The organism is Streptomyces sp. CNQ329 (assembly GCF_000482585.1).
Genome location: NZ_AXVU01000035.1, coordinates 1 through 23944 on the forward strand (window position 1 = coordinate 1; position 23944 = coordinate 23944).

14 protein-coding genes are annotated in these 23944 nt (G+C 74.4%); 12 read left to right on the plus strand and 2 right to left on the minus strand.

Features of this window, described 5'->3' with window-relative positions; translation table 11 throughout:
- The 11 genes from I003_RS32870 to I003_RS0122040 form a co-directional block, all read left to right on the plus strand.
- Positions 1–5977 (plus strand): amino acid adenylation domain-containing protein (locus I003_RS32870; RefSeq protein ID WP_486584335.1); only part of this gene is annotated, 5977 nt, incomplete at its 5' end.
- A 13-nt stretch (positions 5978–5990) separates the two neighbouring features.
- Complete coding sequence (locus tag I003_RS32875; RefSeq protein ID WP_037721418.1) at positions 5991–12560, plus strand: non-ribosomal peptide synthetase; 6570 nt, start codon at positions 5991–5993, stop codon at positions 12558–12560.
- A 137-nt stretch (positions 12561–12697) separates the two neighbouring features.
- Positions 12698–13861 (plus strand): cytochrome P450, encoded by a 1164-nt coding sequence (locus I003_RS0122000; RefSeq protein ID WP_027773484.1) that lies wholly within the window; start codon positions 12698–12700, stop codon positions 13859–13861.
- A gap of 8 nt (positions 13862–13869) precedes the next feature.
- Positions 13870–15084, plus strand: coding sequence for a cytochrome P450 (locus tag I003_RS0122005; protein ID WP_027773485.1), 1215 nt, complete (start codon positions 13870–13872; stop codon positions 15082–15084).
- A gap of 27 nt (positions 15085–15111) precedes the next feature.
- Complete coding sequence (locus tag I003_RS0122010; RefSeq protein WP_027773486.1) at positions 15112–15372, plus strand: ferredoxin; 261 nt, start codon at positions 15112–15114, stop codon at positions 15370–15372.
- A gap of 187 nt (positions 15373–15559) precedes the next feature.
- A complete protein-coding gene (locus I003_RS0122015; RefSeq protein WP_027773487.1) occupies positions 15560–16105 on the plus strand; it encodes a hypothetical protein in 546 nt (181 codons plus the stop codon).
- The gene (locus I003_RS0122020) at positions 16102–17478 is read left to right on the plus strand and encodes a peptidoglycan-binding protein (RefSeq protein WP_027773488.1); all 1377 of its coding nucleotides are present in this window, start codon (positions 16102–16104) and stop codon (positions 17476–17478) included. The genes I003_RS0122015 and I003_RS0122020 overlap by 4 nt, the downstream gene beginning before the upstream one ends.
- Positions 17475–18203 (plus strand): ABC transporter ATP-binding protein, encoded by a 729-nt coding sequence (locus tag I003_RS0122025; RefSeq protein ID WP_027773489.1) that lies wholly within the window; start codon positions 17475–17477, stop codon positions 18201–18203. The genes I003_RS0122020 and I003_RS0122025 overlap by 4 nt, the downstream gene beginning before the upstream one ends.
- Complete coding sequence (locus I003_RS0122030; protein ID WP_027773490.1) at positions 18200–19453, plus strand: ABC transporter permease; 1254 nt, start codon at positions 18200–18202, stop codon at positions 19451–19453. The genes I003_RS0122025 and I003_RS0122030 overlap by 4 nt, the downstream gene beginning before the upstream one ends.
- Positions 19454–19641: 188 nt before the next feature.
- Positions 19642–20295, plus strand: coding sequence for a response regulator transcription factor (locus I003_RS0122035; protein ID WP_027773491.1), 654 nt, complete (start codon positions 19642–19644; stop codon positions 20293–20295).
- Entirely contained in the window at positions 20276–21445 is a 1170-nt protein-coding gene (locus I003_RS0122040; protein WP_027773492.1) for an ATP-binding protein, read from the plus strand. Before I003_RS0122035 ends, I003_RS0122040 begins: the two co-directional genes overlap by 20 nt.
- 21 nt (positions 21446–21466) lie before the next feature.
- Here I003_RS0122040 and I003_RS0122045 read toward each other — a convergent pair whose 3' ends face one another.
- The gene (locus tag I003_RS0122045; protein WP_027773493.1) at positions 21467–22498 is read right to left on the minus strand and encodes a DUF8094 domain-containing protein; all 1032 of its coding nucleotides are present in this window, start codon (positions 22496–22498) and stop codon (positions 21467–21469) included.
- Positions 22499–22738: 240 nt separating this feature from the next.
- On the opposite strand from I003_RS0122045, the gene I003_RS32880 reads away from it, so the two are divergent.
- On the plus strand, positions 22739–23590 hold the full coding sequence (locus I003_RS32880) for a phytanoyl-CoA dioxygenase family protein (RefSeq protein ID WP_051368376.1): 852 nt from the start codon (positions 22739–22741) through the stop codon (positions 23588–23590).
- Positions 23591–23691: 101 nt separating this feature from the next.
- Here the strand turns inward: I003_RS32880 and I003_RS0122055 are convergent, their stop codons facing one another.
- Positions 23692–23865 (minus strand): hypothetical protein, encoded by a 174-nt coding sequence (locus I003_RS0122055; protein ID WP_027773494.1) that lies wholly within the window; start codon positions 23863–23865, stop codon positions 23692–23694.
- Between the last annotated feature and the right edge of the window lie 79 nt (positions 23866–23944).

Consider the following 23944-nt stretch of genomic DNA (forward strand, 5'->3'; position numbering starts at 1 on the left):
CGTGCTGACCACCGCGGTCGCCGCCTTGCTCGATGTGCACGCGATGCTGCGTGCCCGTACCGATCTGTCGGATCCGGCGAACCCCCGTCTCGTCGTCCCCGAACGCGGCGCTCTCGACGCCGCCCGTCTCGTCACCCGTATCGACGCAGCCGGCACCTCCGACCTCGACGCGCTCGCCGCCCGTGAGGCCCGCGCCGCCGTCAACCGCCTCGCCCCCGCCGACGGGATCATGCTCCACACCGTCTGGCTGGACGCCGGGCCCTCCCGCACCGGACGACTCGTCCTGGTCGCCCACCACCTGGTGGTCGACGGCATGTCCTGGCGCATCCTCCTGCCCGACCTCCAAGCCGCCTGCACCTCCCTGACCGAAGGCCGCCAGCCCACCCTCGACCCCGTACCCACCCCCTTCCGGCACTGGGCCCACGAACTCCTCACCCAGGCAACAACCGACAACCGCACCGCCGAACTCCCCACCTGGACCCACCTCCTCGACACCCCCGAACCACCCATCGGCCACCGCCCCCTCGACCCCACCACCGACACCGCCGGTGCGCAGCGCCGCCGGGAGTGGACCGTGCCAGCCGCGCAGGCCGCCGTCGTCGCCGGGCAGGCACCGGCCGTGTTCCACACCGGTGTGCACGAGGTGCTGCTCGCCGCTCTCGCCGCGGCTGTCACCCACTGGCGGCCGGGGACTACCGACCGCGGACTGCTCGTCGACGTCGAGGGACACGGCCGCGAACCGGTCGGGGACGTGGACCTGTCGCGCACGGTGGGCTGGTTCACCAGCTCGCACCCGGTGCGCGTCGACGTCTCCGGCGTACGCCTCGACGACGTTCTCGCCGGGGGCACCGCCGCCGGCAGGCTGCTGAAGACCGTGAAGGAGCAGGCCCGTGCCGTTCCCGGTGACGGTCTGGGACACGACCTGCTGCGCCATCTCAACCCGCAGACCGCCGAGGCCATGGCCGCCCTGCCGCGCCCGCAGATCGGCTTCAACTACCTCGGCCGCTTCCCCGCCACCGCGCCCCAGGCGTCCGTACGCGCCTGGCAGCCCGCCGGCGACACCGCCCTCGGCGGCTCCGTCGCCCCCGACATGCCCGTGGCGCACGCGCTGGAGGCGGGCGCGGTCGTCCAGGACGGGCCCGACGGCCCGGAGGTGACCCTGACCCTCTCCTGGGCCGGCGGGCTGCTGGACGACGCGGATGCCGACCGCCTGGGCGCCACCTGGCTGCGGATGCTCGCCGGCGTCGCCGCCCACGCCGGGACCCCCGCGGCCGGCGGGCACACCCCCTCCGACTTCCCGCTCCTCGCCCTCACCCAGGACGCCGTGGAGGAGCTGGAAGCAGCCGTGCCCGCGCTGGCCGACGTGTGGCCGCTGTCGCCGCTGCAGCAAGGGCTGCTATTCCACGCCGACTTCGACGACGCCGGGCCCGACGTCTACGAGGGCCGCCGCGCCCTCGCGCTCGACGGCCCGCTGGACACGGACCGGCTGCGCGCCGCCTGGGCGACGGTCCTGGACCGGCACCCCATCCTCCGCGCGAGTTTCCACCGCCTTGCGACGGGGGAAGCGGTGCAGGTCATCGCCCGTGACGTGCCGCTGCCCTGGAGCGAGGCCGATCTCTCCGGGCTCACCGAGGCCGACGCGCAGCGCGAGCTGCGGCGGCTGGCGGAGGAGGACCGGGCCGAGCGGTTCGACCTCACCGACGCCCCGCCGCTGCGGTTCCTGCTGATCCGCCTCGGCGAGGACCGGCACCATCTCCTGGTCAGCAACCATCACATCGTCATGGACGGCTGGTCGCTGCCCCTGCTGATCGGCGAGGTCTCCGCCGCCTACGCCGCGGCCGGCGACCGGAGCCGGCTCCCGGCGGTCTCCTCGTACGCCGACTACCTCGGCTGGCTCGCCCGCCAGGACGAGGACGCGGCGCGTGCGGCGTGGCGCGCGGAGGTGGCCGGTGCCGACGGGCCGACGCTCGTCGTCCCGGCGGAGTCGGTGCGTGCGCCGGTGCTGCCGGAGCGGGTGCGCTACGAGTTCGGCGCGGAGCTGTCGGCGGGTGTGGCGGAGCTGGCGCGGGCGCACGGGGTGACCGTGAACACCGTGGTGCAGGGCGCGTGGGCGCTGGTGCTCGCACGGCTCGCGGGCCGCGACGACGTGGTGTTCGGCGCCACCGTCGCGGGCCGGCCGGCGGAGCTGCCGGGCGTGGAGTCGATCATCGGTCTGTTCCTCAACACGCTGCCGGTACGGGTCCGGCTGGACGGCGCGCAGCCCGTGGCCGGCATGCTGGCCGAGCTGCAGCGCCGGCAGGTGGCGCTGATGGCGCACCAGCACCTCGGTCTTCAGGAGGTGCAGAAGGCGGCCGGCTCGGGCGCCGCCTTCGACACCCTGGTGGTCTTCGAGAACTACCCGGCGCCGCCCGCCGGTCCGCCCGGCCCGCGGGCGCTGACGATCCGCCCCGCGGGCGTCACCGAGGACACCGGCCACTACCCGCTGACGCTGATCGCCGTGCCCGGTGAGCGTATCCAGGGAGACTTCATCTACCGCCCCGACGTGTTCGACCGCGACCGCGCCGAGGACATCCTCGCCTCCTTCGAGCACGTTCTTGCGCAACTCGTCGCCGATCCCGCCGTGCCCGTCGGCAGGGTGGCCGCCCTGACCGCGTCGAGCCGGGCGCTGGTGACCGAGGAGTGGAACCGTACGCAGGCCCCGCTGCCGGCCGCCCCGCTGCCCGGGCTGTTCGCCGCGCAGGTGGCGCGGTCACCGCGGGCGGTGGCGGTGGTGGCCGGCGGGGAGGAGCTGTCGTACGGGGCACTGGCGGACGGTGCGGGTCGTCTCGCCCGCTGTCTGGTGGCGGCCGGGGTGGGCCCGGAGACGCGGGTGGCGCTGGTCGTGGAGCGGTCGGCGGCGATGGTGGAGGCGTTGCTGGCGGTGTCGCTGGCCGGGGGGGTGTTCGTGCCCGTGGATCCCGGCTACCCGGCCCGGCGGCTGGCGTTCGTGCTGGAGGATGCCGATCCGGCGGTGGTCCTGTGTACGTCGGCGACGTACGGCGTCGTCCCGGACGGGCTGCGGACCGTGGTGCTGGACGATCCGGTGGTGGCCGCGGAGGTCGCGGCGCTCCCGGGCGGGGTGCTGCGGCCGGAGGAGCGGCGTGGGCCGCTGACGGCCGGTCACGCGGCGTACGTCATCTACACCTCCGGCTCCACCGGCACGCCCAAAGGCGTCGTCGTCTCCCACCGCGGTCTGGGGAACCTGGCCCGTGCCCAGACCGACCGCTTCGCGGTGGGCGCCCGCTCGCGGGTCCTGCAGTTCGCGTCGGTGAGTTTCGACGCACTGGTTTCCGAGCTGTGCATGGCCCTGCTTTCGGGCGCGTCCCTCGTCGTCCCCGCCGCCGGCGAACTGCCGCCCCACGTCTCGTTGGGCGACGCCCTCCGCACCGCCGGCGCCACCCACGTGACGGTGCCGCCGGGCGTGCCCGCCGTCGCCGGGGAGCTGCCTGACACGCTGGAGACCCTCGTCGTCGCCGGCGAGGCGTGCCCGCCCGCGCTGGCGGACCGCTGGGCGCCCGGGCGGCGGATGATCAACGCGTACGGTCCCACCGAGGTCACCGTCTGCGCCGCGATGAGCGCCCCGCTGACGCCCGGCACCGACCCCGTGCCCATCGGCGCCCCGATGGCGAACGTCCGCACCTATGTCCTCGACACCTTCTTGCAGCCCCTCGCACCGGGTGTCACCGGCGAGCTGTACGTCGCCGGGCCCGGCCTGGCCCGCGGCTACCACGGCCGGCCGGGGCAGACCGCGGAGCGGTTCGTGGCCTGCCCGTTCGCGCCCGGCGAGCGGATGTACCGCACCGGCGACCTGGCGCGCTGGACGGGCGACGGCGAGCTGGTCTTCGCCGGCCGGGCAGACGAGCAGGTCAAGGTCCGCGGCCACCGTATCGAGCCGGGCGAGATCGAAGCCGCGCTCGGCACGCACCCGGACGTCGCCCAGGCCGTGGTCGTCGCCCGGCAGGACAGGCCCGGCGAGACCCGGCTCGTCGCGTACGTCGTGCCTTCCGGGGCGTACGACAGCGGCGACCTGCCGTCGGTGCTGTGCGACCACGTACACGAACGGCTGCCCGCGTACATGGTGCCGGCGGCCGTCGTACCGCTGGAGCGGATGCCGCTCACCCCGCACGGAAAGGTCGACCGCAGGGCGCTGCCCGCCCCCGACTTCGCCGGGATGGTCTCGGAGCGCGAGCCGCGCACGGCCGCGGAGGCCGCGCTGTGTGCGCTCTTCGCCGACGTACTGGGCCTGGAGCGGGTCGGACCCGACGACAGTTTCTTCGCCCTCGGCGGTGACTCCATCACTTCCATGCAGCTCGCCTCCCGCGCCCGGCGCGCGGGGCTGGTGCTGACGCCGCGGCAGGTCTTCGAGGAGAAGACACCGGAGCGGCTGGCCCTGGTCGTCAAGGCGCCGGACGGGGCGGCGGTGGCGGACGCGGGCGTCGGAGAGGTGCCGTGGACACCGGTCATGCGACGGCTCGGACCGGGCGTCGCCGACGGCCGGTTCGCGCAGTGGACCGTCGTCGGCGCCCCCGCCGACCTCACGCGGGAGGTGCTGGCCGCGGGGCTCGGCGCGCTGCTCGGCACGCACGACATGCTGCGGGCCCGCACCGACCTGTCCGGCGCGGCCGGCCCCCGGCTGGTCGTCCCCGAGCACGCGCCCGACGCCGCCGCGCTGGTGACCCGTATCGACACCGCCGACGTACCCGACGACGGCCTGGACGCCGCCGCGGGCCGCGCCGCCCGCGACGCGGTTGCCCGGCTGGACCCGGCGGCGGGCGTGATGGTGCAGGCGGTCTGGCTGGACGCCGGGCCCGCGCGGACCGGGCGCGTGGTGCTCGCCGTGCATCACCTCGTGGTCGACGGGGTGTCCTGGCGGATCCTGCTGCCCGACCTCCAGGCGGCCTGCGAGGCCGTGGCCGCGGGGGAGGAGCCGGCGCTCGACCCGGTCGCGGTGTCGTTCCGCCGCTGGGCCCGCACGCTCGTGGCCGAGGCCGCGAGCGAGGGGCGGCGGGGCGAGCCGGAGCAGTGGCGGGCGCTGCTCGGTGAGCCGGAACCGCCGCTCGGCCGCCGCCCCCTCGACCCCGCTGTCGACACCGCCCCCACCCTGCGCAACCGCTCCTGGACCGTGCCCGCGGAGCAGGCGGCCACGCTCGTCGGCCGCACCCCGGCGCTGTTCCACTGCGGTGTTCACGAAGTGCTGCTCGCCACGCTCGCCGGCGCGGTCGCCGGGTGGCGGCCGGGCGCGTACGACGGCGTGCTCGTCGACATCGAAGGCCATGGCCGCGAGCCTGTCGGCGACCTCGACCTGGCCCGGACGGTGGGCTGGTTCACCGGCGTGCACCCGCTGCGGCTGCGGACGGCGGGCTTCGACCTCGACGGCGTACGGGCCGGGGGTGCCGCGGCCGGCGAGCTGCTGAAGTCCGTCAAGGAGCAGGCGCAGGCGATCCCCGGCGACGGACTCGGCCACGCACTGCTGCGCCACCTCAACGCCGAGACGGCCGAGGCGATGGCGGCGCTGCCGCAGCCGCAGATCGGTTTCAACTACCTCGGCCGCTTCCCCGCCGCCGGCCGGCGCGGTCCCGTACGGGCCTGGCAGCCGGCCGGCGAGACCGCGGTCGGCGGCTCCGCCGCCGCCGGGATGCCCCTGGCGCACGCGCTGGAGGCGGGCGCCGTCGTGCAGGACGGGCCCGCGGGCCCGGTGCTGACGGTGACCCTGTCCTGGGCCGGCGGGCTGCTGGGCGACGCCGACGCCGAACGGCTGGGCGCGGCCTGGCTGGAGCTGCTGGCCGGGCTCGCGGCCCACACCGAGGACCCGGTCGCCGGCGGGCACACGCCCTCCGACTTCCCCCTGCTCGACCTCGCCCAGAACCAGATCGAAGAGCTCGAAGCGGCGTTCGCCGACGAGCAGTCCCCGCCGGGCCGACCGGCGCGAAGGCGTTGATGAGGAGAGTGCGATGAGCCGTTCCCTGGTCGAGGACGTGTGGCCGCTGTCACCGCTGCAGGAAGGCATGCTCTTCCACGCGGCGCTCGCCGGCACCGGCCCCGACGTGTACACCGTTCAGTCCGCCCTGGACATCGACGGCCCGCTGGACCCCGCCCGGCTGCGCGCGTCCTGGCAGGCGCTGCTCGGCCGGCACGCCGCGCTGCGCGCCTGCTTCCGGCAGGTCAGCGGAGCGAAAATGGTGCAGGTCATCGCGCGCGACGTGGAGCTGCCGTGGCGCGAGGAGGACCTGTCCGAACTGAGCGAGGACGACGCCCGGGCCGAGCTGGACCGGCTCACGGCCCGCCGGCTCGCCGAGCGGATCGACCTGGCGAACGCGCCGCTGATGCGCTTCCTCCTCGTCCGTCTCGGAAACGACCGGCACCGGCTCGTGATGACGTTCCACCACGTCCTCATGGACGGCTGGTCGATGCCGGTCCTCCTCACCGAGCTGTCCGCCGTCTACGCCGCCGGAGGCGACGCCTCGCGGCTGACGAGGGTGCCGTCGTACGGCCGGTACCTGGCGTGGCTGGGCCGCCAGGACAAGGACGCGGCGCGCGCCGCCTGGCAGGCCGAACTGGCGGGCGCGGACGAGCCGACGCTCGTCGTCCCCGCCGACCCGACGCGGGCGGCGGTCTTCCCCGAGCACGTCATCGGTGATGTTCCCGAGCAGACCACGGCGGGCCTGCGGGACCTGGCGCGCGCGGAGGGCCTGACCCTCAACACCGTGGTGCAGGGCGCCTGGTCGCTCGTCCTGGCCCGGCTGGCCCGCCGCACGGACGTCGTCTTCGGCGCCACGGCCGCCGGGCGGCCCGCGGAGCTGCCGGGCGTCGAAGCGATGGTGGGCCTGCTGCTCAACACCCTGCCGGTGCGGGTACGGCTCGACGGCGGGCAGCCGGTGCTGGAGCTGCTGGCCGACCTCCAGCGGCGCCAGTCGGAGCTGATGACACACCAGCACCTCGGGCTGCCGGAGGTGCAGCGCCTCGCCGGGCCGGGCGCGGTCTTCGACACGCTCGTCCTCTACGAGAGCTTTCCCCCGCCGCCCGCGGGGGCGGCAGATGCGCCCGGGGCGCTGACGATCCGGCCCTCGGGCATGTCGCGCGACGCGGCGCACTATCCCCTGACGCTGGTGGTGACCCCGGCCGGGGACCGGCTGCGGTGCAAACTCGACTACCGGCCGGACCTCTTCGACCGAGAGACGGCCACCGCGGTCTTCCGCCGGGTGGTGCGGGTGCTGGAGCAGGTGGTGGCGGACCCGTCGGTGCGGGTGGCGGACGTGGACGTGCTGGACCCCGCCGAGCGGATGTCGGCGGTGTCGGGGTGGAACGCCACGGAGTTGCCGGTGCCGTCCGGGTCGGTGCCGGACCGCTTCGAGGAGCGGGTGGACCGGGCCCCCGCGGCGGTGGCGCTGCGGTGCGGGGCGGACGAGCTGTCGTACGGGGAGCTGGATGCGCGGGCGAACCGGCTCGCGCGCTATCTGATCCGGCTCGGTGTGGGCCGGGAGGCGCGGGTGGGGCTGTGCCTGCCGCGCGGGGCCGGGATGGTCGTGGCGATCCTCGCGGTGTGGAAGGCCGGGGCCGCGTACGTGCCGCTGGATCCCGCGTATCCGGCCGAGCGGTTGGCGTTCATGGCCGCCGACAGCGGTGCTCAGGTGGTCCTGAGCACGGGCGAGCCGGCGCCGGACGGTGCGGTGCGGCTGGACAAGGTGGCGGGGGAGATCGCGGCGGAGTCGGCGGAGCGGCCGGGCACGGTGGTGGATTCGGGGCAGTTGGCGTACGTGATCTACACCTCCGGGTCGACGGGCCGGCCGAAGGGGGTGGCGGTCCCGCACCGGGGTCCGGCGAACCTGGCGGAGGCGATGCGTCCGGTGCTGGGGGCGGCCGAGGGAGTGCCGGCACTGCAGTTCGCGTCGTTCAGCTTCGACGCGGCGGTGCTGGACGTCGCTGTGACGCTGGCGGCGGGCGGAACCTTGGCGATTGCTTCGGATGAGGAGCGCAAGGAGCCCGCTGTGCTGGCAAAGATGATCGGTGACGCGGGTGTGTCGGTGGCCAGTGTGGTGCCCTCGCTGCTGAGTGTGCTGGATCCGGCCGCCGTCACGGGCGTGCGGAACTGGGTGCTGGGCGCCGAGATGCTGACCGCCGACCTTGCGTCCCGCTGGACGCGGCAGGCCCGGGTGTGGAACACCTACGGTCCGACCGAGGCCACCGTGATCACCACCGCCACCCCCCTCGACGCGGACATCGCCCCCACCGACCCGCCGCCCCCGATCGGCCGGCCGATCGGCAACACCCGCGTGTACGTGCTGGACGACTTCCTCCGTCCCGTACCCCCGGGTGCCACCGGCGAGGTGTACATCGCCGGCACCGGACTCGCCCGCGGCTACATCGGCCGCGGGGGACTGACCGCCGAGCGCTTCGTCGCCTGTCCCTTCGAGCCGGGCGCGCGCATGTACCGGTCCGGGGACCTCGCCGCATGGTCGGCCGGCGGGCAACTCGCCTTCCGGGGCCGTGCCGACGAGCAGGTCAAGATCCGCGGCTTCCGCGTCGAGCCCGGCGAGATCGAAGCCGTCCTCGCCGCCCACCCCGACGTCTCCCGCGCCGCCGTCGTCGTGCGCGAGGACCACCCCGGCGACCGCCGCCTCATCGCCTACGTCGTCCCCGGCGGCCCGGCGGCCGACATCGACGCGGTGCGCGCGCACGCCGCCGCCCGGCTGCCCGCACACATGCTGCCCGCAGCCGTGCTCGCCCTGCAGAGCCTGCCCCTGACGCCCAGCGGCAAGCTCGACCGGGCCGCCCTTCCCGCCCCGGACTTCGCCGGGCGCGCCACCGGCCGCGCGCCCGAGAGCGAGACCGAAGAGGCGCTGTGCGCGCTCTTCGCCGAGGTCCTCGGCGTCGAACGGGTCGGGGCCGACGACAACTTCTTCGATCTGGGCGGTGACTCCGGCCTCGCGATGCGCCTCGCCGGGCGGATCCGCGAGGACCTCGGCGCCGAGCTGAACATGCGGCAGTTCTTCGGCGCCCCCACCCCGGTGGGCGTGACGCGGATGCTCGCCTCCAAGACGCGCCCCGCGCTGCGCGCCGTCGAGCACCCGGACGAGGTGCCGGCGTCGGCCGCCCAGTTGCGTACGTGGCTGATGTCCCGGCTCGCCGAGGACTCCGCCGCCTACCGCACCTCCGTCGCGCTGCGCCTCACCGGCGAGCTGGACCGCGACGCGCTGCGGGCGGCGCTGGGCGACGTGGCCGCGCGCCACGACGCGCTGCGCACCGTCTTCGCCGCGGAAGGCGGTGCCGGGCTGCGCCAGCGCGTCCTCAAGAGCGCCGCCGCCCGGCCCGAGCCCGAAGTGGTGACCGCGACCGAGGAGGAGCTACCGGAGCTGCTGGCGGCCCGCGCCGCGCACGCCTTCGACCTCACGCGCGAGCTGCCGTGGAAGCAGACCCTGTTCGCGCTGGCCGGCACCGAGCACGTGCTGCTCCTCGTCGTCCACCGCATCGCCGCCGACGACGAGTCGCTGGACGTGCTGCTGCGCGACCTGGCGGCGGCGTACGGGGCACGCAGGGAGGGGCGTACGCCCGAACGTGCGCCGCTGCCGCTGCAGTTCGCCGACTACGCGCTCTGGGAGCGCGAACTGCTCGCCGGCGAGGACGACCCGGAGAGCCTGATCAGCGACCAGCTGACGTACTGGAAGGACACCCTCGCCGGTCTCGCCCCGGAGCTGCGGCTTCCCGCCGACCGGCCGCGCCCCCGGATCGCGACGCACCGCAGCGGGCAGGTGCCGCTGCGCGTCGACGCCGATGTGCACGAGCGGCTGACGGAGCTGGACGAGGCCGGCGACGGCGCGTTCACCGTCGTCCAGGCGGCGCTGGCGCTGCTGCTGACGCGCCTCGGCGCGGGCACCGACATCACGGTGGGCGCTCCGCTGCCGCGGCGCGACGAGGAAGGCACGCTGGAGGGCGTGGTGGGCCCCTTCGCCGGCCCGGTCGCGCTGCGTACCGACACCTCCGGCGACCCGACGTTCCGCGAACTGCTCGGCCGCGTACGGGAAGCCGGCCTCGAAGCGCGCCGCCACCAGGATCTGCCCTTCGAGCGCCTCGTCGACGTGCTGGAGCTGCCGCCGTCCGCGGCGCGGCACCCCGTCGTCCAGGTCATGCTCGACGTGCACGACGGCACCACCGACGAGGAGGACACCTCCGAGCTGCCGGGGCTCAGCACCTCCCGCCTCGACCTCGGCCCGGCGGCGTCCGAGCTGGACCTGTCGGTCAACCTCAGCGAGTGGTACCGGGGCGACGGCTCCGCGGACGGGCTGGACGGCCACCTGCGCTACGCCGCGGAGCTGTTCGACGCCGCCACCGCCGCGGCGCTCGCCCGCCGGCTGGTGCGCGTGCTGCGTCAGGTCGCGGACGACCCGGACCTGCGCCTCGGCGAGGTCGACGTGCTGCTGGACCCGGCCGAGCACCACCGGCTGGTACGTGAGTGGAACGACACCGCCGCGCCCCTGCCGGACACCACCGTCGTCGCCCTCCTGGCCGACCGGGCGGCGCGCACCCCCGATGCCGTCGCCGTCGCCGACCAGGACGGCGCCCTGACGTACGGGGCGCTGGACACCGCCTCCGGGATGCTCGCCCGCCGGCTGGCCGCCCGCGGCGTCGGCGTGGAGGACGTCGTCGCCGTGGCGCTGCCGCTGGGCGCCCGGCTCGCCGTCGCACTGCTCGGCACGCTCAAGGCCGGCGCCGCCTGCCTGTTCACGGGACCGGACCGGCCGATGCAGGCGCTCGCGCCGCTGCGCGGCAACCGTCCCGGCGCACTGATCTGCACCGCGACCACCGCCGGGCTGCTGCCCGCCGACCACGCGATGACGGTCGTTCCGCTCGGCAACCCCGTCCTGGCCGCGGCCCGTAGCACATACGCGGGACCCGGCCCCGGGGACGAGGCGGGCGCCGGCCTGCCGCGGCCCGGCCACGCGGCGCTGCTGCTGGACTCCACGACGCCGCACGGTGTCCCCGCGGGCATCGTGGTCGAGCACCGCGCGCTGGTCACCCACCTCGCCGACGAAGCCGACGAAGCCGACGAAGCCGGTGGAGACGGCGGAGCCGCGGACGCAGGGCGGGAGGAGGCGGCCCGGCAGGTGACTCTGGACGAACGCGCCCCCGTCGAGGCCGTGGTGACCCCGCTCCTCGCCGCGCTCTGCGCCGGCGAGAGCGTCCTGCTCGGCAAGCCCGACCCGAACGCCGCCCGCCGCGCACTCACCACCCGCGACCTGCTGTGGACACTGGCCGAACTACCCGCCGGCGACCCGTCGTTCGCGGAGGTCACCGTCATCGAGGACGCCGCCGCCTCCGAGGCCGACGCCCGCGAGTGGCGCGCCCGCCACCCGGACGCCGCCCTGGCCACCGGCTATGGCCCGCCCGGCACCGCCGGTCCGTGGCTGCGCCACCGCACCGCCCCCGGCGACCCCCTCCCCGCCGAGACGCCCACCGGCACCCTGCGGCGCAACACCCGCGCCTACGTCCTCGATGACCGGCTCCGCCCGGTCCCGCCTGGTGCGGTCGGCGACCTGTACGTCGCCGGTGCCACCCTCGCCCGCGGCTACCACGGCGGTACCGCGCTCACCGGCGAGTACTTCGTGGCCTGCCCGTACGGCCCGGCGGGGGAGCGGATGCTGCGCACCGGAGAGCGCGCCGTGTGGAGCACCGCGGGCCTGCTGACGGTGCGTGACCGGCGGGCCGGGGCGCACGACGACGCCCTCGCGCAGGCCCGCCGCCCCGAGGGCGGCGGAGATCTCGGCGTGCTGCTCCCGCTGCGCGAAGAGGGCGGCGGCCCGCCGCTGTTCTGCGTGCACTCCGCCACCGGCCTCGCCTGGAGCTACGCGGTGCTCGTGCCGCACCTCCCGCGGGACCGGCCGGTGTACGGGATCCAGGCGCGCGGCCTCGCCGGACCCGAGCCGATGCCCAAGAGCGTCGCCGAGATGGCCGCCGACTACGCCGACGAGATGCGGACCGTCCAGCCCCGGGGCCCGTACCACCTGCTCGGCTGGTCCTTCGGCGGCATGCTCGCACAGGCCGTCGCGGCCCGGCTGGAGGAGCAGGGCGAGCGCGTGGAACTGCTGGCGCTGCTGGACGCGTACCCCGACGGCGGGGCGGGCACCTCCCTGTTCTCCAACGAGGACGCCGCCGGCCGCGCCGCCGCCTCCGCCCCGCAGGGCCGGCTCATCGGCCCCGGCGGCGACGCAGCCGCGGTGCCCTGGGTCAGCGGTCGCCTGCGCGCACGCATGGAGCAGGTCATGCGCAACTCGGCCGGCTTCGCCCCGGAGCACACCCCCCGCCGGACCACCGGCGACCTGCTGCTGTTCGTCGCCACCGAGGACCGTCCGGCGCGGCTCCCCGCCGCCGACGCGGTCGAGAGCTGGAAGCCGTACATCGCCGGGAACGTCGAACCGCACCAGATCGAGGCCGATCACTTCGGAATGCTGAAATCGGCACCCGCGGCGCACATCGGCCGCGTTCTCGCCGAGCGGCTGGGCGATCCGGAACAGGCGCGGGGAAAATGAGCAGGCGCACGGAGGAATACGGGATACGGAATGCGGCAAGCGGAATTCCGTATTTCGGAATGCAATCCGGTCCGGCGCGGCTCCGTTTCCGGCGCACGCCGACATGACGAACCCGTTCGGGTGAAAGGAGCGCGCGAGTGGCCAGGACACCGGAGATTCCCGTACACAATCGCAGGGACGGTCTCGAACCCCTCCCCGAGCTGCGCCGGATGAGCCAGGAGACGCCGCTGCTCGAAACCCCGCGCGACTGGGTCGCGACGGGGCATGCCGAGGTGCGGCAGATCCTCGGCGACGCGGACCGCTTCAGCACCATGCCGCCCGCGGACACCGAGGAGGACCGGCGGCGCCAGATCCAGGAGGGCAACCTCCTGCAGTACGACCCGCCGGACCACACCCGGCTGCGCCAGATGCTCACCCCCGAGTTCACCAACCGGCGGATGCGCAGGCTGGAGCCCTTCATCGAGGAGATCGTCGCCGAGCGCCTCGACGCCCTCGAACGCGCCGGCCGGCCCGCCGACTTCATGCGCCACTTCGCCTGGCCCATCCCCGGGCTCGTCAGTTGCGCCCTGCTCGGCGTGCCCCGCGACGACCAGGCGGAACTGGCCCGCAACCTCGATATCAGCCGCGCCGGCAACCGCAGCCGCGCACAGCAGATGACCGCCGGGAAGGCATACGTCGGGTACATGAGCCAACTCGTCGCGCGCAAGCGCCGCGACCCCGGCGACGACCTCCTCGGCATGCTGATCCGCACGCACGGCGACGAGGTCACCGACACCGAGCTGACCGGCATCGCCACCTCGCTGATGGCCGCCGGCTACGAGAACGTCGCCGGCACGCTCGGCCTCGGGACGATGCTCCTGCTCAGCCATCCCGATCAGCTCGCGCTGCTGCTGGAGAAGCCGGAGCTGATCGACCGGGCGGTGGAGGAGCTGCTGCGGTACGTGTCCGTGATCGCCACCTCCTCGCCGCGCACCGCCCTCACGGACGTGCCCGTCGGCGACGCGGTGATCAAGAAGGGGGACGTCGTGGTCTGCTCCCTGCTCGCGGTCAACCGGGCGGCCGGGGACGGCGCCGCCCACGACGGATTCGACCTCACCCGCGAGGCCACCTCGCACCTGGCCTTCGGCCACGGTATCCACTACTGCCTCGGCGCCCCGCTCACCCGCGTACAGCTCAGGATCGCCCTCCCGCGGCTGCTGCGCCGCTTTCCCGGGCTGCGCCTGGCCGTGCCGCCCGAAGAACTGCGCTACCGGAGCCTCGCGCCCAACTACGGCGTCGAAGCGCTGCCCGTCGCCTGGTAGGGGGATCCATGCCACGCCGCACCGGGCCCGCGCCCGTCTACACCCGCAGAACGCGCTTCGACCCCGCCGCCGAGCTGCGCCGGATCGCCGCCGAACGGCCCGTCACCAGGGTCGACGTCGGCCCCGGTGACAGCGAGGAGTACGTCTGGCTGGTCACCGGATACGAGGCGGTGCGCCAGGTTCTCGGCGACCACGTCCGGTTCTCCACCCGCCGCCGGTTCGGCCGCGCGGCGCGCACGGACGGGCCGTCCCCCGGCGACTACCGACCGGACGACATGATCGGGCAGCTCATGGACTACGACCCGCCGGAGCACACCCGCCTCAGGAAGATGCTCACCCCGGAGTTCACCGTCCGCCGGATCCGCCGCCTCCGCCCGCGGATCGAGGAGATCGTCGAAGACCGGCTCGACGCCGTGGAGCGCGCCGGACCGCCCGCCGACCTCGTCGGGCAGTTCGCCGGCCCCGTCTCCGGCGCGGTGCTCTGCGAGCTGATCGGCGTTCCCCGGGACGACCGCGAGGCGTTCGTGCGCCGCGCCCGTCACCACCTCGACCAGGGCCGCGGCCGGCAGACGCGGGCCGCCGCCGGCGCCGCCTTCTCGCGCTACCTCGCCGCCCTGATCGCCGGGCAGCGCCGGGACCCCGACGACGGCTTCCTCGGCATGCTCGTACGCGACCACGGGTCCGACGTCACGGACAAGGAACTCCGCGGCGTCTGCGTCCTGCTGATGCTCGCCGGCCTCGACAACGTCTCCGGGATGCTGAGCCTCGGCACCCTCGTGCTGCTCGAACACCCCGGCCGGCTCGCGGAGATCCGCGCGGACCCCGGGGCGATGGACCGCACCCTCGACGAACTGCTGCGCTACCTGACCGTGCCGCACGCGCCCACGCCCCGCACCGCCCTGGAGGACGTCACCGTCGGCGGACAACTCGTCAGGGCGGGCGAACACGTGGTCGTCTCGCTGCCGATGGCCAACCGCGACCCGGCGCTCACCGCGTCCCCCGACCGCTTCGACCCGGCCCGCGCGCCTTCGGCCCACCTCGCCTTCGGCCACGGCATCCACCACTGCCTGGGCGCCGCGCTCGCCCGCATGGAACTCGGCATCGGCTACTCGGCGCTGCTGAGCCGCTTCCCGCACCTGCGCCTTGCCGCGCCGCCTGCGGAAGTGCCGTTCCGGCTGCACATGACCGCCTACGGCCTGGAGCGGCTGCCGGTCGCCTGGTGACCGGCAGCCGGGAGGGGAGAGACGACGATGGAGGTACGGGTCGACCGCGACAGGTGCGTGGGGTCGGGGCTGTGCATGATGCATGTGCCCGCCGTCTTCGACCAGTCCGAGGACGACGGCAAGGTGCTGCTCACCACCGCGCGCCCCGACGCCGGGCTCGCGCGGTCCGTACGCGCCGCCGGGGGACGGTGCCCCGGGCGGGCCATCTCCGTGCATGGCGGCACCGGCGGGACCGGCGGGACCGGTGGAAAAGGAAGCCCGGACAGCTCCGGAAGTGCCCGGCAGTGAGGCGCGTACACCGGTTGCGGTATGCGTCCCCTGAAGTTCTCCTGAAGATAATGCGCGCCCCCGCGGCCCGCTGAACACCGCCTACAGAACTTCCTTCATGGAATTCTCATCAAAGCCGCCGCCGGCGGCCTTCGCCGGCGGCGTTCTGTATCCGCGCTGTGACCGGTGCTCACGTAGAACTTGGCCCATGTTCACCACACGCAAACGCGCATTCGCGCAGACCCTGCTCGCCTCGTCCGCGCTCGTCGTGAGTGTCGTGCTGGCGGGGTGCTCCGACGATTCCGAGGCCGCCTCCTCCGACGGCGGCACATCCGCCTCCGAGGGCAGCCCTTTCGACCAGGCGGTCGAGTACGCGCAGTGCATGCGTGACAACGGGGTGCCGGAGTTCAAGGACCCGGTGCAGGACACCGGCGGCGTCATGTTCAACAACCAGGGCGGGTTCGACCCGGAGTCCGCCGACTTCAAGGCCGCCGAGGAGGCATGCCGGGACAAGCAGCCGCAGCGCCAGGGAGGTCCCAACGGCGGTGAGCCGCTGGACTCCGAGAAGGTGGCGGAGTGGGCCGAGTGCATCCGCCAGAACGGGTTGCCCGACTTCCCCGATCCGGAGATCGAGGGCAACAGCATGCTCCTGGACATCGGTGCCGCCGACCCGACGGCGTTCGAGCCGGCCCGGCAGGCGTGCCAGGACAAGTACCCCGGCGGCGGCATGCGGATCGGCGGGGGCCCGCAGTGACGAGCCGTGAGGAGACGGAGGAGTTGAACCTGGGGGAGAGGCCGCCGGGCGCGCTGGAAGTCCGCTCGGCCGGGCCGCTCACCTCGGCCGCAGGCTCCGAGGCGGACGGGCCCGGCGGTGAACTCGCCACCACCGCCGCCCCGCCGGCCGGCGGCGACGACGCGCCGGGTGGCCCCGAGCCGGCGCGCAGGAGCCGCACGCTGCGGATGGCGCTGATCGTGGTGATCGCGATAGGCGTCGCCGCGGCGGCGGGCCTCGCCGCCACGGGCGTGCTCGGCGGCGATGACTCCGAGGAGCCCGCCGCCGGCCCGTCGGGACCGGCCGCGACGGCCCAGGTGGAACGGACGACGCTCACCAGCAGCGAGACGGTGGAGGGCACCCTCGGCTACGGCGACGTGTCCACGGTGCAGGCCGTCGGCCCGGCGGCGGGCGGCACGGATCCCGCCGCCGAGGCCGGTGCCGGCCAGCCGGCCCCAGGCGCCGGGTCCGCGGCCGGCACAGCCGCGGACACCGGTGCCGGGATCGTCACCTGGACGCCCGACGAGGGCTCCACGATCACACGCGGCGAAACCGTGTACAGCGTGGACGGCGAGAAGGTCCCGCTGTTCTACGGCGACACCCCGCTGTACCGCACGCTGTCGGAGGGCAGCGAAGGCGACGACGTCGCACTGCTCGAAACGAACCTCGCCAAGCTCGGCTACACCGGGTTCACCGTCGATGAGACGTACAGCTCGGGCACCGCGGACGCGGTGTCCGCCTGGCAGGAGGACATGGGCCGGGAGGAGACCGGCGTCGTCGAGGCCGGCGACGCCGTGACCGCTCGGAGCGCCCGGCGCGTCGCCGCGCTGCAGACCTGGGCGGGCGCCAAGGCCGAGGGGCCGGTCCTGGACTGGACCGGCACCGACCGGGTCGTCTCCGTCGAGCTGGACGCGCAGTTCGAGGACCTCGTACGCGTCGGCACCAAGGCCGAGATCGAACTGCCCAACGGCGCCACCGTGGACGGCGAGGTGACCGACATCGGCACCCCGCCCGCCGCCACCGATACGGGCTCGGCCGGCGCCGGCTCCGGGGGCGAGGAGGACCAGGAGTCCACGCTGCCCCTGAAGCTGGCGGTCGGCGAGCAGGACGAGCTCGGCCGCTACCAGGCCGCGCCGGTGGACGTGGTGCTCAAGGCGGACACCCGCGAGAACGTCCTCGCCGTACCGGTGAACGCGCTCGTCGCCCGGCAGGGCGGCGGCTACGCGGTGCAGAAGGTGACCGCGGGCGGAAACACCGAGTCCGTGCCCGTCGAGCTGGGCATGTTCGCCGACGGGCTGGTCGAGGTCACCGGCGACGGCATCGAAGAGGGCATGTCCGTGGGGGTTCCGACGTGACCGTCCTGTCCCCTCCGGTGGTCGAGCTGACCGCGGTCACCAAGACCTACGGGGACGTCGCCGCGCTCCGCTCCGCCGACGTCGTCATCCGGCGCGGTGAACTGCTGGCCGTCGTCGGCCCGTCCGGGTCGGGCAAGTCCACCATGCTCAACATCATGGGGACGCTCGACCGGCCCACCGCGGGCACCGTCCGCATCGACGGCCACGACATCGCCGAGCTGACCGACCGCGAGCTGTCCGCACTGCGTGCGGGCACCATCGGCTTCGTCTTCCAGCAGTTCCACCTCGCCCCCGGCGTCCCCGCGCTGGACAACGTCTCCGACGGGCTGCTCTACAGCGGCAGGACCCGCGCGGAACGGCGCCGTCTCGCCGAGCGAGCCATGCGCCGCGTCGGCCTGGGCCACCGTCTCTACCACGAGCCGCACCAGCTCTCCGGCGGCGAGAAGCAGCGGGTCGCCATCGCCCGTGCGGTCCTCGGCGACCCGCCCCTGCTGCTCGCCGACGAGCCCACCGGCGCGCTCGACTCCCGCTCCGGGGCGGTCGTGATGGAGCTGCTGCACCAGCTCCACGAGGCCGGCACCACCGTCGTCGTCATCACCCACGACCGCGACATCGCCGCCTCCCTGCCGCGCGAAGTCCGCCTCAAGGACGGCAGCATCGAGCACGACTCCGCCCCGCCGGCCGCCCTGCCGGCGGCCCGGTTCCCCCGGGAGGCCGCCCGATGACCGCGCCGCACGCGACGGCGGAGATCAACCGTGTGCGGCCGTCCGTACCGCCGCCCACCCCGCCGAGGCCCGCGCGGATGACCCCGGCGGACATGCTGCGGGTCGGAGGCTCGGGGCTGCGCTCACGGCCCATGCGGGTGTTCCTCTCCGCGCTCGGCATCGCCATCGGCATCGCCGCGATGATCGGCGTCGTCGGCATCTCCACCTCCTCCACCGAGGACCTGGACCGCCGGCTGAACGCGCTGCGCACCAACCTGCTCACCGTCACTCCCGGGCAGTCGTTCACGGGCTCCGAGGCCAGCCTGCCGGAGGAGTCCGTGGCCATGATCGGGGCCATCCCGGAGGTCGAGAACGTCTCCGCCGTCGGGCGGGTCGACGCGAACGTCTTCCGCAACGACCGGATCCCCGAGGAACAGACCGGCGGTCTGAGCGTCAGCGCGGCCCGCACCGACCTGCCGGAGTCCGTCGGGCTGCAGATCACCGACGGCCGCTGGCTCAACGCGGCGACCAGCCGCTACCCCGCGGTGGTCCTGGGTCCCAAGGCCGCCGAGCAGCTCGGGATCTACGAGGCGGGCCCCGACTCGCAGGTGTGGCTGGGCGGCGGGTGGTTCACCGTCGTGGGTCTCACCGCGTACAACGAGTTGGTGCCCGAGCTGGACTCGGCCGCGCTGATCGGCTGGGAGGCCGCCGAGGACGAACTGGGCTTCGCCGGCACCCCGACGACGATCTACACCCGCAGCGAGGAGTCCGCCGTCGCGGACGTGCAGTCCGTCCTCGGCGCCACCGCGAACCCGGAGAACCCCAACCAGGCCACGGTCTCGCGTCCTTCCGACGCCCTGGCGGCGAAGGAAGCCACCGACGAGACGCTCAGCGGCCTGCTGCTGGGACTGGGCGGTGTGGCGCTGATCGTCGGCGGCGTGGGCGTGGCCAACACCATGGTCATCTCTGTTCTCGAACGCCGCTCCGAGATCGGCCTGCGCCGCTCGCTGGGCGCCACTCGCGGGCAGATCCGCAGTCAGTTCCTCTGCGAGGCCCTGCTGTTGTCCGCGCTCGGCGGCCTCGGCGGCGTGGTGCTGGGCATCGGCGTGACTGTCGGCTACGCCACGTCCCAGGACTGGGCGACGGTGGTGCCGGTATGGGCGATGGCCGGCGGCATCGGCGCGACGCTCCTCATCGGCGGACTCGCCGGCTTCTACCCGGCTGTGCGTGCCGCCCGGCTGCCTCCCACCGAGGCGCTGGCCACCACCTGACGTGCCGGTGTACCGGGCCGGGGAGCCGGCCCGGTACACCGGCACGCGGACCGCGGTGCCCCCGCCGTTCCCCCGAGCGGCGAGGGCTCCGCTTCCGGCCGTACGCCGCACGGGCCGCGTCCCGGCCGGGCAGCGCTGTGACCTCGGCTGTTACCAGGGGCTTACGCGGTCTCGGGCACTCTGGCGGCATGCGTGTGCTGATCGTGGAGGATCACCGGGAGCTGGCCGAGACCGTCGCCACCGGCCTGCGCGAGGACGGCATGGACGCGGACCTCGCGTACGACGGTCAGGACGCCGTGGACCGGGCCACGACCCACGAGTACGACGTGATCGTGCTGGACCGGGACCTGCCCCGGCTGCACGGAGACGAGGTCTGCCGCACCCTGACCAGGCACGGCAGCCGCACCCGGGTGCTGATGCTCACCGCGTCCACGACCGTCGCCGACCGCGTCGACGGCCTCGGTCTCGGCGCCGACGACTACCTGACCAAGCCCTTCGCGTTCGCCGAGCTGATCGCCCGGATCCGGGCGCTCGGGCGCCGCCCGTCGAACGCCGTACCGCCGGTGCTCACCCGCGGCGACCTGACCCTCGTCCCCGCGCAGCATCTGGCCAGCCGGGGCGGGCGCCGGCTCGACCTGTCGCGCAAGGAACTCGCGGTGCTGGAGCTGCTGCTCTCCGCCCAGGGCGCGGTGGTCTCCGCGGAAGAGCTTCTCGAACGGGCCTGGGACGGCACCGTGGACCCGTTCACGAACGCCGTGAAGGTCACCGTCAGCAGGCTGCGCCGCAAGCTCGGCGACCCGCCGGTGATCGAGACGGTCCCCCATGCCGGATACCGCATCTGAGCCCGCCCGCCGGGCCGGCAGCCGGCTGCGCTGGACCGTCCGGCTCCGGCTGACGCTGCTGTACGGCGCGCTGTTCCTGGTCTCGGGCGTCGCACTGCTCGCCATCACGTACGTGCTCGTCACCCGCGGCAACGCCACCAAGGGAATGCTCATCACGTTCGACTCGCCCGAGAGCGGCCCGCAGCGGGGTCCGGACATCCGGCATCTGGCCACCGAGCGCCACGAGGCCGCGCTGCAGGCCCTGCTCGCGCAGTCCGGCATCGCGCTCGCCCTGATGACCGCCGTGTCCGTCGCCCTGGGCTGGGTGATGGCCGGGCGGGTGCTGCGGCCGGTACGGATCATGGCGGGCCGGGCCCGGCGGATCTCCGAGCACAATCTGCACGCGCGGCTGGCCATAGCGGGCCCCGACGACGAGCTGAAGGAACTCGGGGACACCTTCGACGGGCTGCTGTCCCGGCTGGACGCCGCGTTCGAGGCACAGCGCCGGTTCGTCGCCAACGCCTCCCACGAGCTGCGCACGCCGCTGACCCTGCAACGCGCGATGGTCGAGGTGGCGCTCTCCCGCCCCGGGGCGGACGCGGCGTCGCTGCGTGCCGTGTGCGAGCGCGTCGTCGCGGCGGGGGAGGAGCAGGAGCGGCTGATCGAGGCGCTGCTGACGCTGGCGGGCAGCCAGAGCGGGCTGGTGGCCGCCGAGCCCCTCGACCTCGCCCGGGTCGTTCGCAAGGTGCTGCACGACCGCACCCGTACCGTGCCCCCCGAGCTGGACCTGCACTCCTCGCTGCGCCCCGCGCCCGCCTCGGGCGACGAACGGCTCATCGCACGGCTCGCGGGCAACCTGGTGGAGAACGCGCTGCGTTACACCCCGGCCGGAGGCTGGATACGGGTGGCCACCGACGTCAAGGACACGGGCTATCCGATACTGCGGGTGGTCAACAGCGGCCCGCGGATCCCCGCGGAGCGCATCCCCGACCTGTACGAGCCGTTCCAGCGCCTGCAGCCGCGGGCGTCCGGCGGCGGCCACGGCCTGGGGCTGTCCATCGTCGGCGCCGTCGCCGCCGCGCACCGCGCCCAGGTGACCACGGTGCCGGGGCCGGAAGGCGGGCTCGCGGTTACGGTGGAGTTCCCGCCGCCGGACCCCGCCGACCGGTGAACGGGCCGGGGAGCCGGCCGGTCAGCTCGCGCCGATCATCTCCGCCTCGCCGCCGAGCTGCTTGACCTTGCCGTGGTCCGGTACGTGCGCCGCGTTCTGCACGGCGTAGTACTCCCGTACGCCCAGCGGCTCCTTCTCCTTGACGTACAGGCCGGTGGCGTCGCCCGGGACGATGTGGAAGCCCGGCCGGGTCGCGAAGTCCACCCGCGCGTCGTAGGAGTTGAAGACGGCCAGCGCGCCGCCGTCGGCCGTGCGCAGGGCGTAGACGTCCGGGAAGGCGGGCTTGTACGCGTCGTCCCACTTGCGGTTCTCGGACTCGAACTCGGTCTCGAAGTAGCCGTCGTGCCCGGGATTGATCCAGTCCCGGCGGGTGGTGTGATCCTTGACCATGTTCTTGCGCACCTCGCTCTCCGCGAGGAGCCTGCCGTCCTTCTTGCCACCCGAGATGTAGAGGTCGTTGACCGCGTCGTCGAGGCTGTCGAGCGCGGTGCCGCCCACCTCGGCGTCGGCGGGCAGCACGGTGGGCAGGCCGCCGTCGCCGCGGGCGACCTCGGGGACCCGGCCCTGGATGCCGACGGACGCGACGTTCTTCCAGGTGCCGCCGGCGGCGCGCTCGAAGACCAGCAGACTGCGATCGCCCTCGTCGTAACCGGGGCCTTCCACCGGGGCGTCGACCATGTACCAGTCTCCGCGGGCGGGGATGTAGTACCGGGCCTGGTCCGCGCGGTAGCGAAACGGTTTTTTGTAGAGCGTCCGGTACTTCTTGTCGTACGTCGGGAACTGCCGGTACTGCGCCTGGCTCTGCTGGTACAGCGCGCCGCCCTCGACCTCGCCGAGCGCCTTGCGGTCCAGGGCGGCGTTGGCAGCGTTGTTGGTCTCCACGTAGTGCTCCAGAACCTTGCGGGCCTGGCTCTCGCTGATCACGGGACTGGGCCCCGTCTTCTCGTCGCCGGAGCCGCCGGCGTCGTCTTCCGAGCCGCCGCTGCACGCCGTGGCCAGCAGGAGCGCGGCCAGACCTGTGGCGGCGGATATGGCGGTCTTCTTCGTGCCCATGGGCGCAAACCCCCCGGTGCGGTCAAGATCAGTGGTCGGGGGCGAGTCTAAGCAGCGCCCCGGCGCCGCCCGCGCCCTACCCCCGCACGCCGCGGTGGGGTGAACGCCGTCGCGGACGGCGTGGCGCGTGGCTAGGGTGAGGACCATGCGAACCGGATTCGTTGACACTGACGGGCCCGTGGCCCTCCTCCCGTCCGATGCGCGAGACGACCTGCCATCGAGACGAGAGGAGACGACGTCGTGACGTCGTTGTTCAGCCACCAACAGATCCAGTACTTCCGCGCCTTCGGGTACGTGGTGCTGCGCGGCCTGCTCACGCGCGAGGAGACCGACCGGCTCACCGCCGAGGTGACCGACGGTCTCACCGACGCCTACGGCGGCCTCGGCACCGACCCGTACGACGAGGGCGGCATCCCCGGCGACTACCTGCCGCTGGCCGCCGACCGGACGCCCTTCAGCCAGTCGCTGATCGCCGACGACCCTCGGCTGTTCCAGGGCTCCGCCGAGCTGTGCGGGCGGATGACCGTGCCCGCGGTGCCGAGCGCGGTGTGTTTCACCGGCAACTCCGGCTGGCACACCGATATCGGCCCGGACGTGCCCGGGGTGACGTTCCTGGTCCACCTGGAGCCCCGGACGGAGCGGACCGGTGCACTGCGGGTGCTGCCGGGATCGCACGACCCTGCGTACGCCCGGAGGCTCGCCGTGTACCGGGGCCTCGACCCCGCCAACCAGGGATTCCCCGGCTGGCCGATGCCCGAGACCGTGCTGCCCACGGAGCCGGGCGACGTGCTGGCCTTCGACGTCCACCTGCTGCACCGCTCCGTGGGCGGCGGGCGGCGGCTGGCGTGGCGCACCGAGTATCTGGGGTGGCCCGGACTCGGCGACGCCGAGGGCATGCGCCTGGTGGGGGAGTTGCTCGCCGAGGACGCGTACGAGAACGCGGGGTTCGACCGGGGGCGGTGGCCGGAGTGGGACGAGTGGGCGGCCGGGGCCGCCGGGATCGCCTCGCGGCGGACGGCGCTCGACCGGCTGCGCCTGCTGGGCGTCGTCCCCGAGGCCCCCACCCTCGCCGAGGACCGGGGCGGGCACTGACGCAGCACGCGACGAAGCCGTGGCCCCCGCCCGCTCGGGCGGGGGCCACGGCCCTTCTGCCGGGGCTGAGCCGCGGGCCCCGGAGGGCCCTGCGGCGACGGCTACCAGCGGTACCAGCGTGAGCGCCGGCCACCGCCCGTGGGCGTGGCGCGCATCACGAATCCCAGCAGCCACACGACGAGCACGGCTACCGCGATCCACCACAGGGCCTTGACCGCGAAGCCCGCTCCGAACAGAAGCAGGGCCAGCAGAAGTACCAGCAAGATGGGGAGCATCTTGTCACCTCCGCACGACGAGTCCCCCGTCCGCGCCGGACTACACGCCGCCGACCGCCCTCAACTGCTGCGCGCCCGG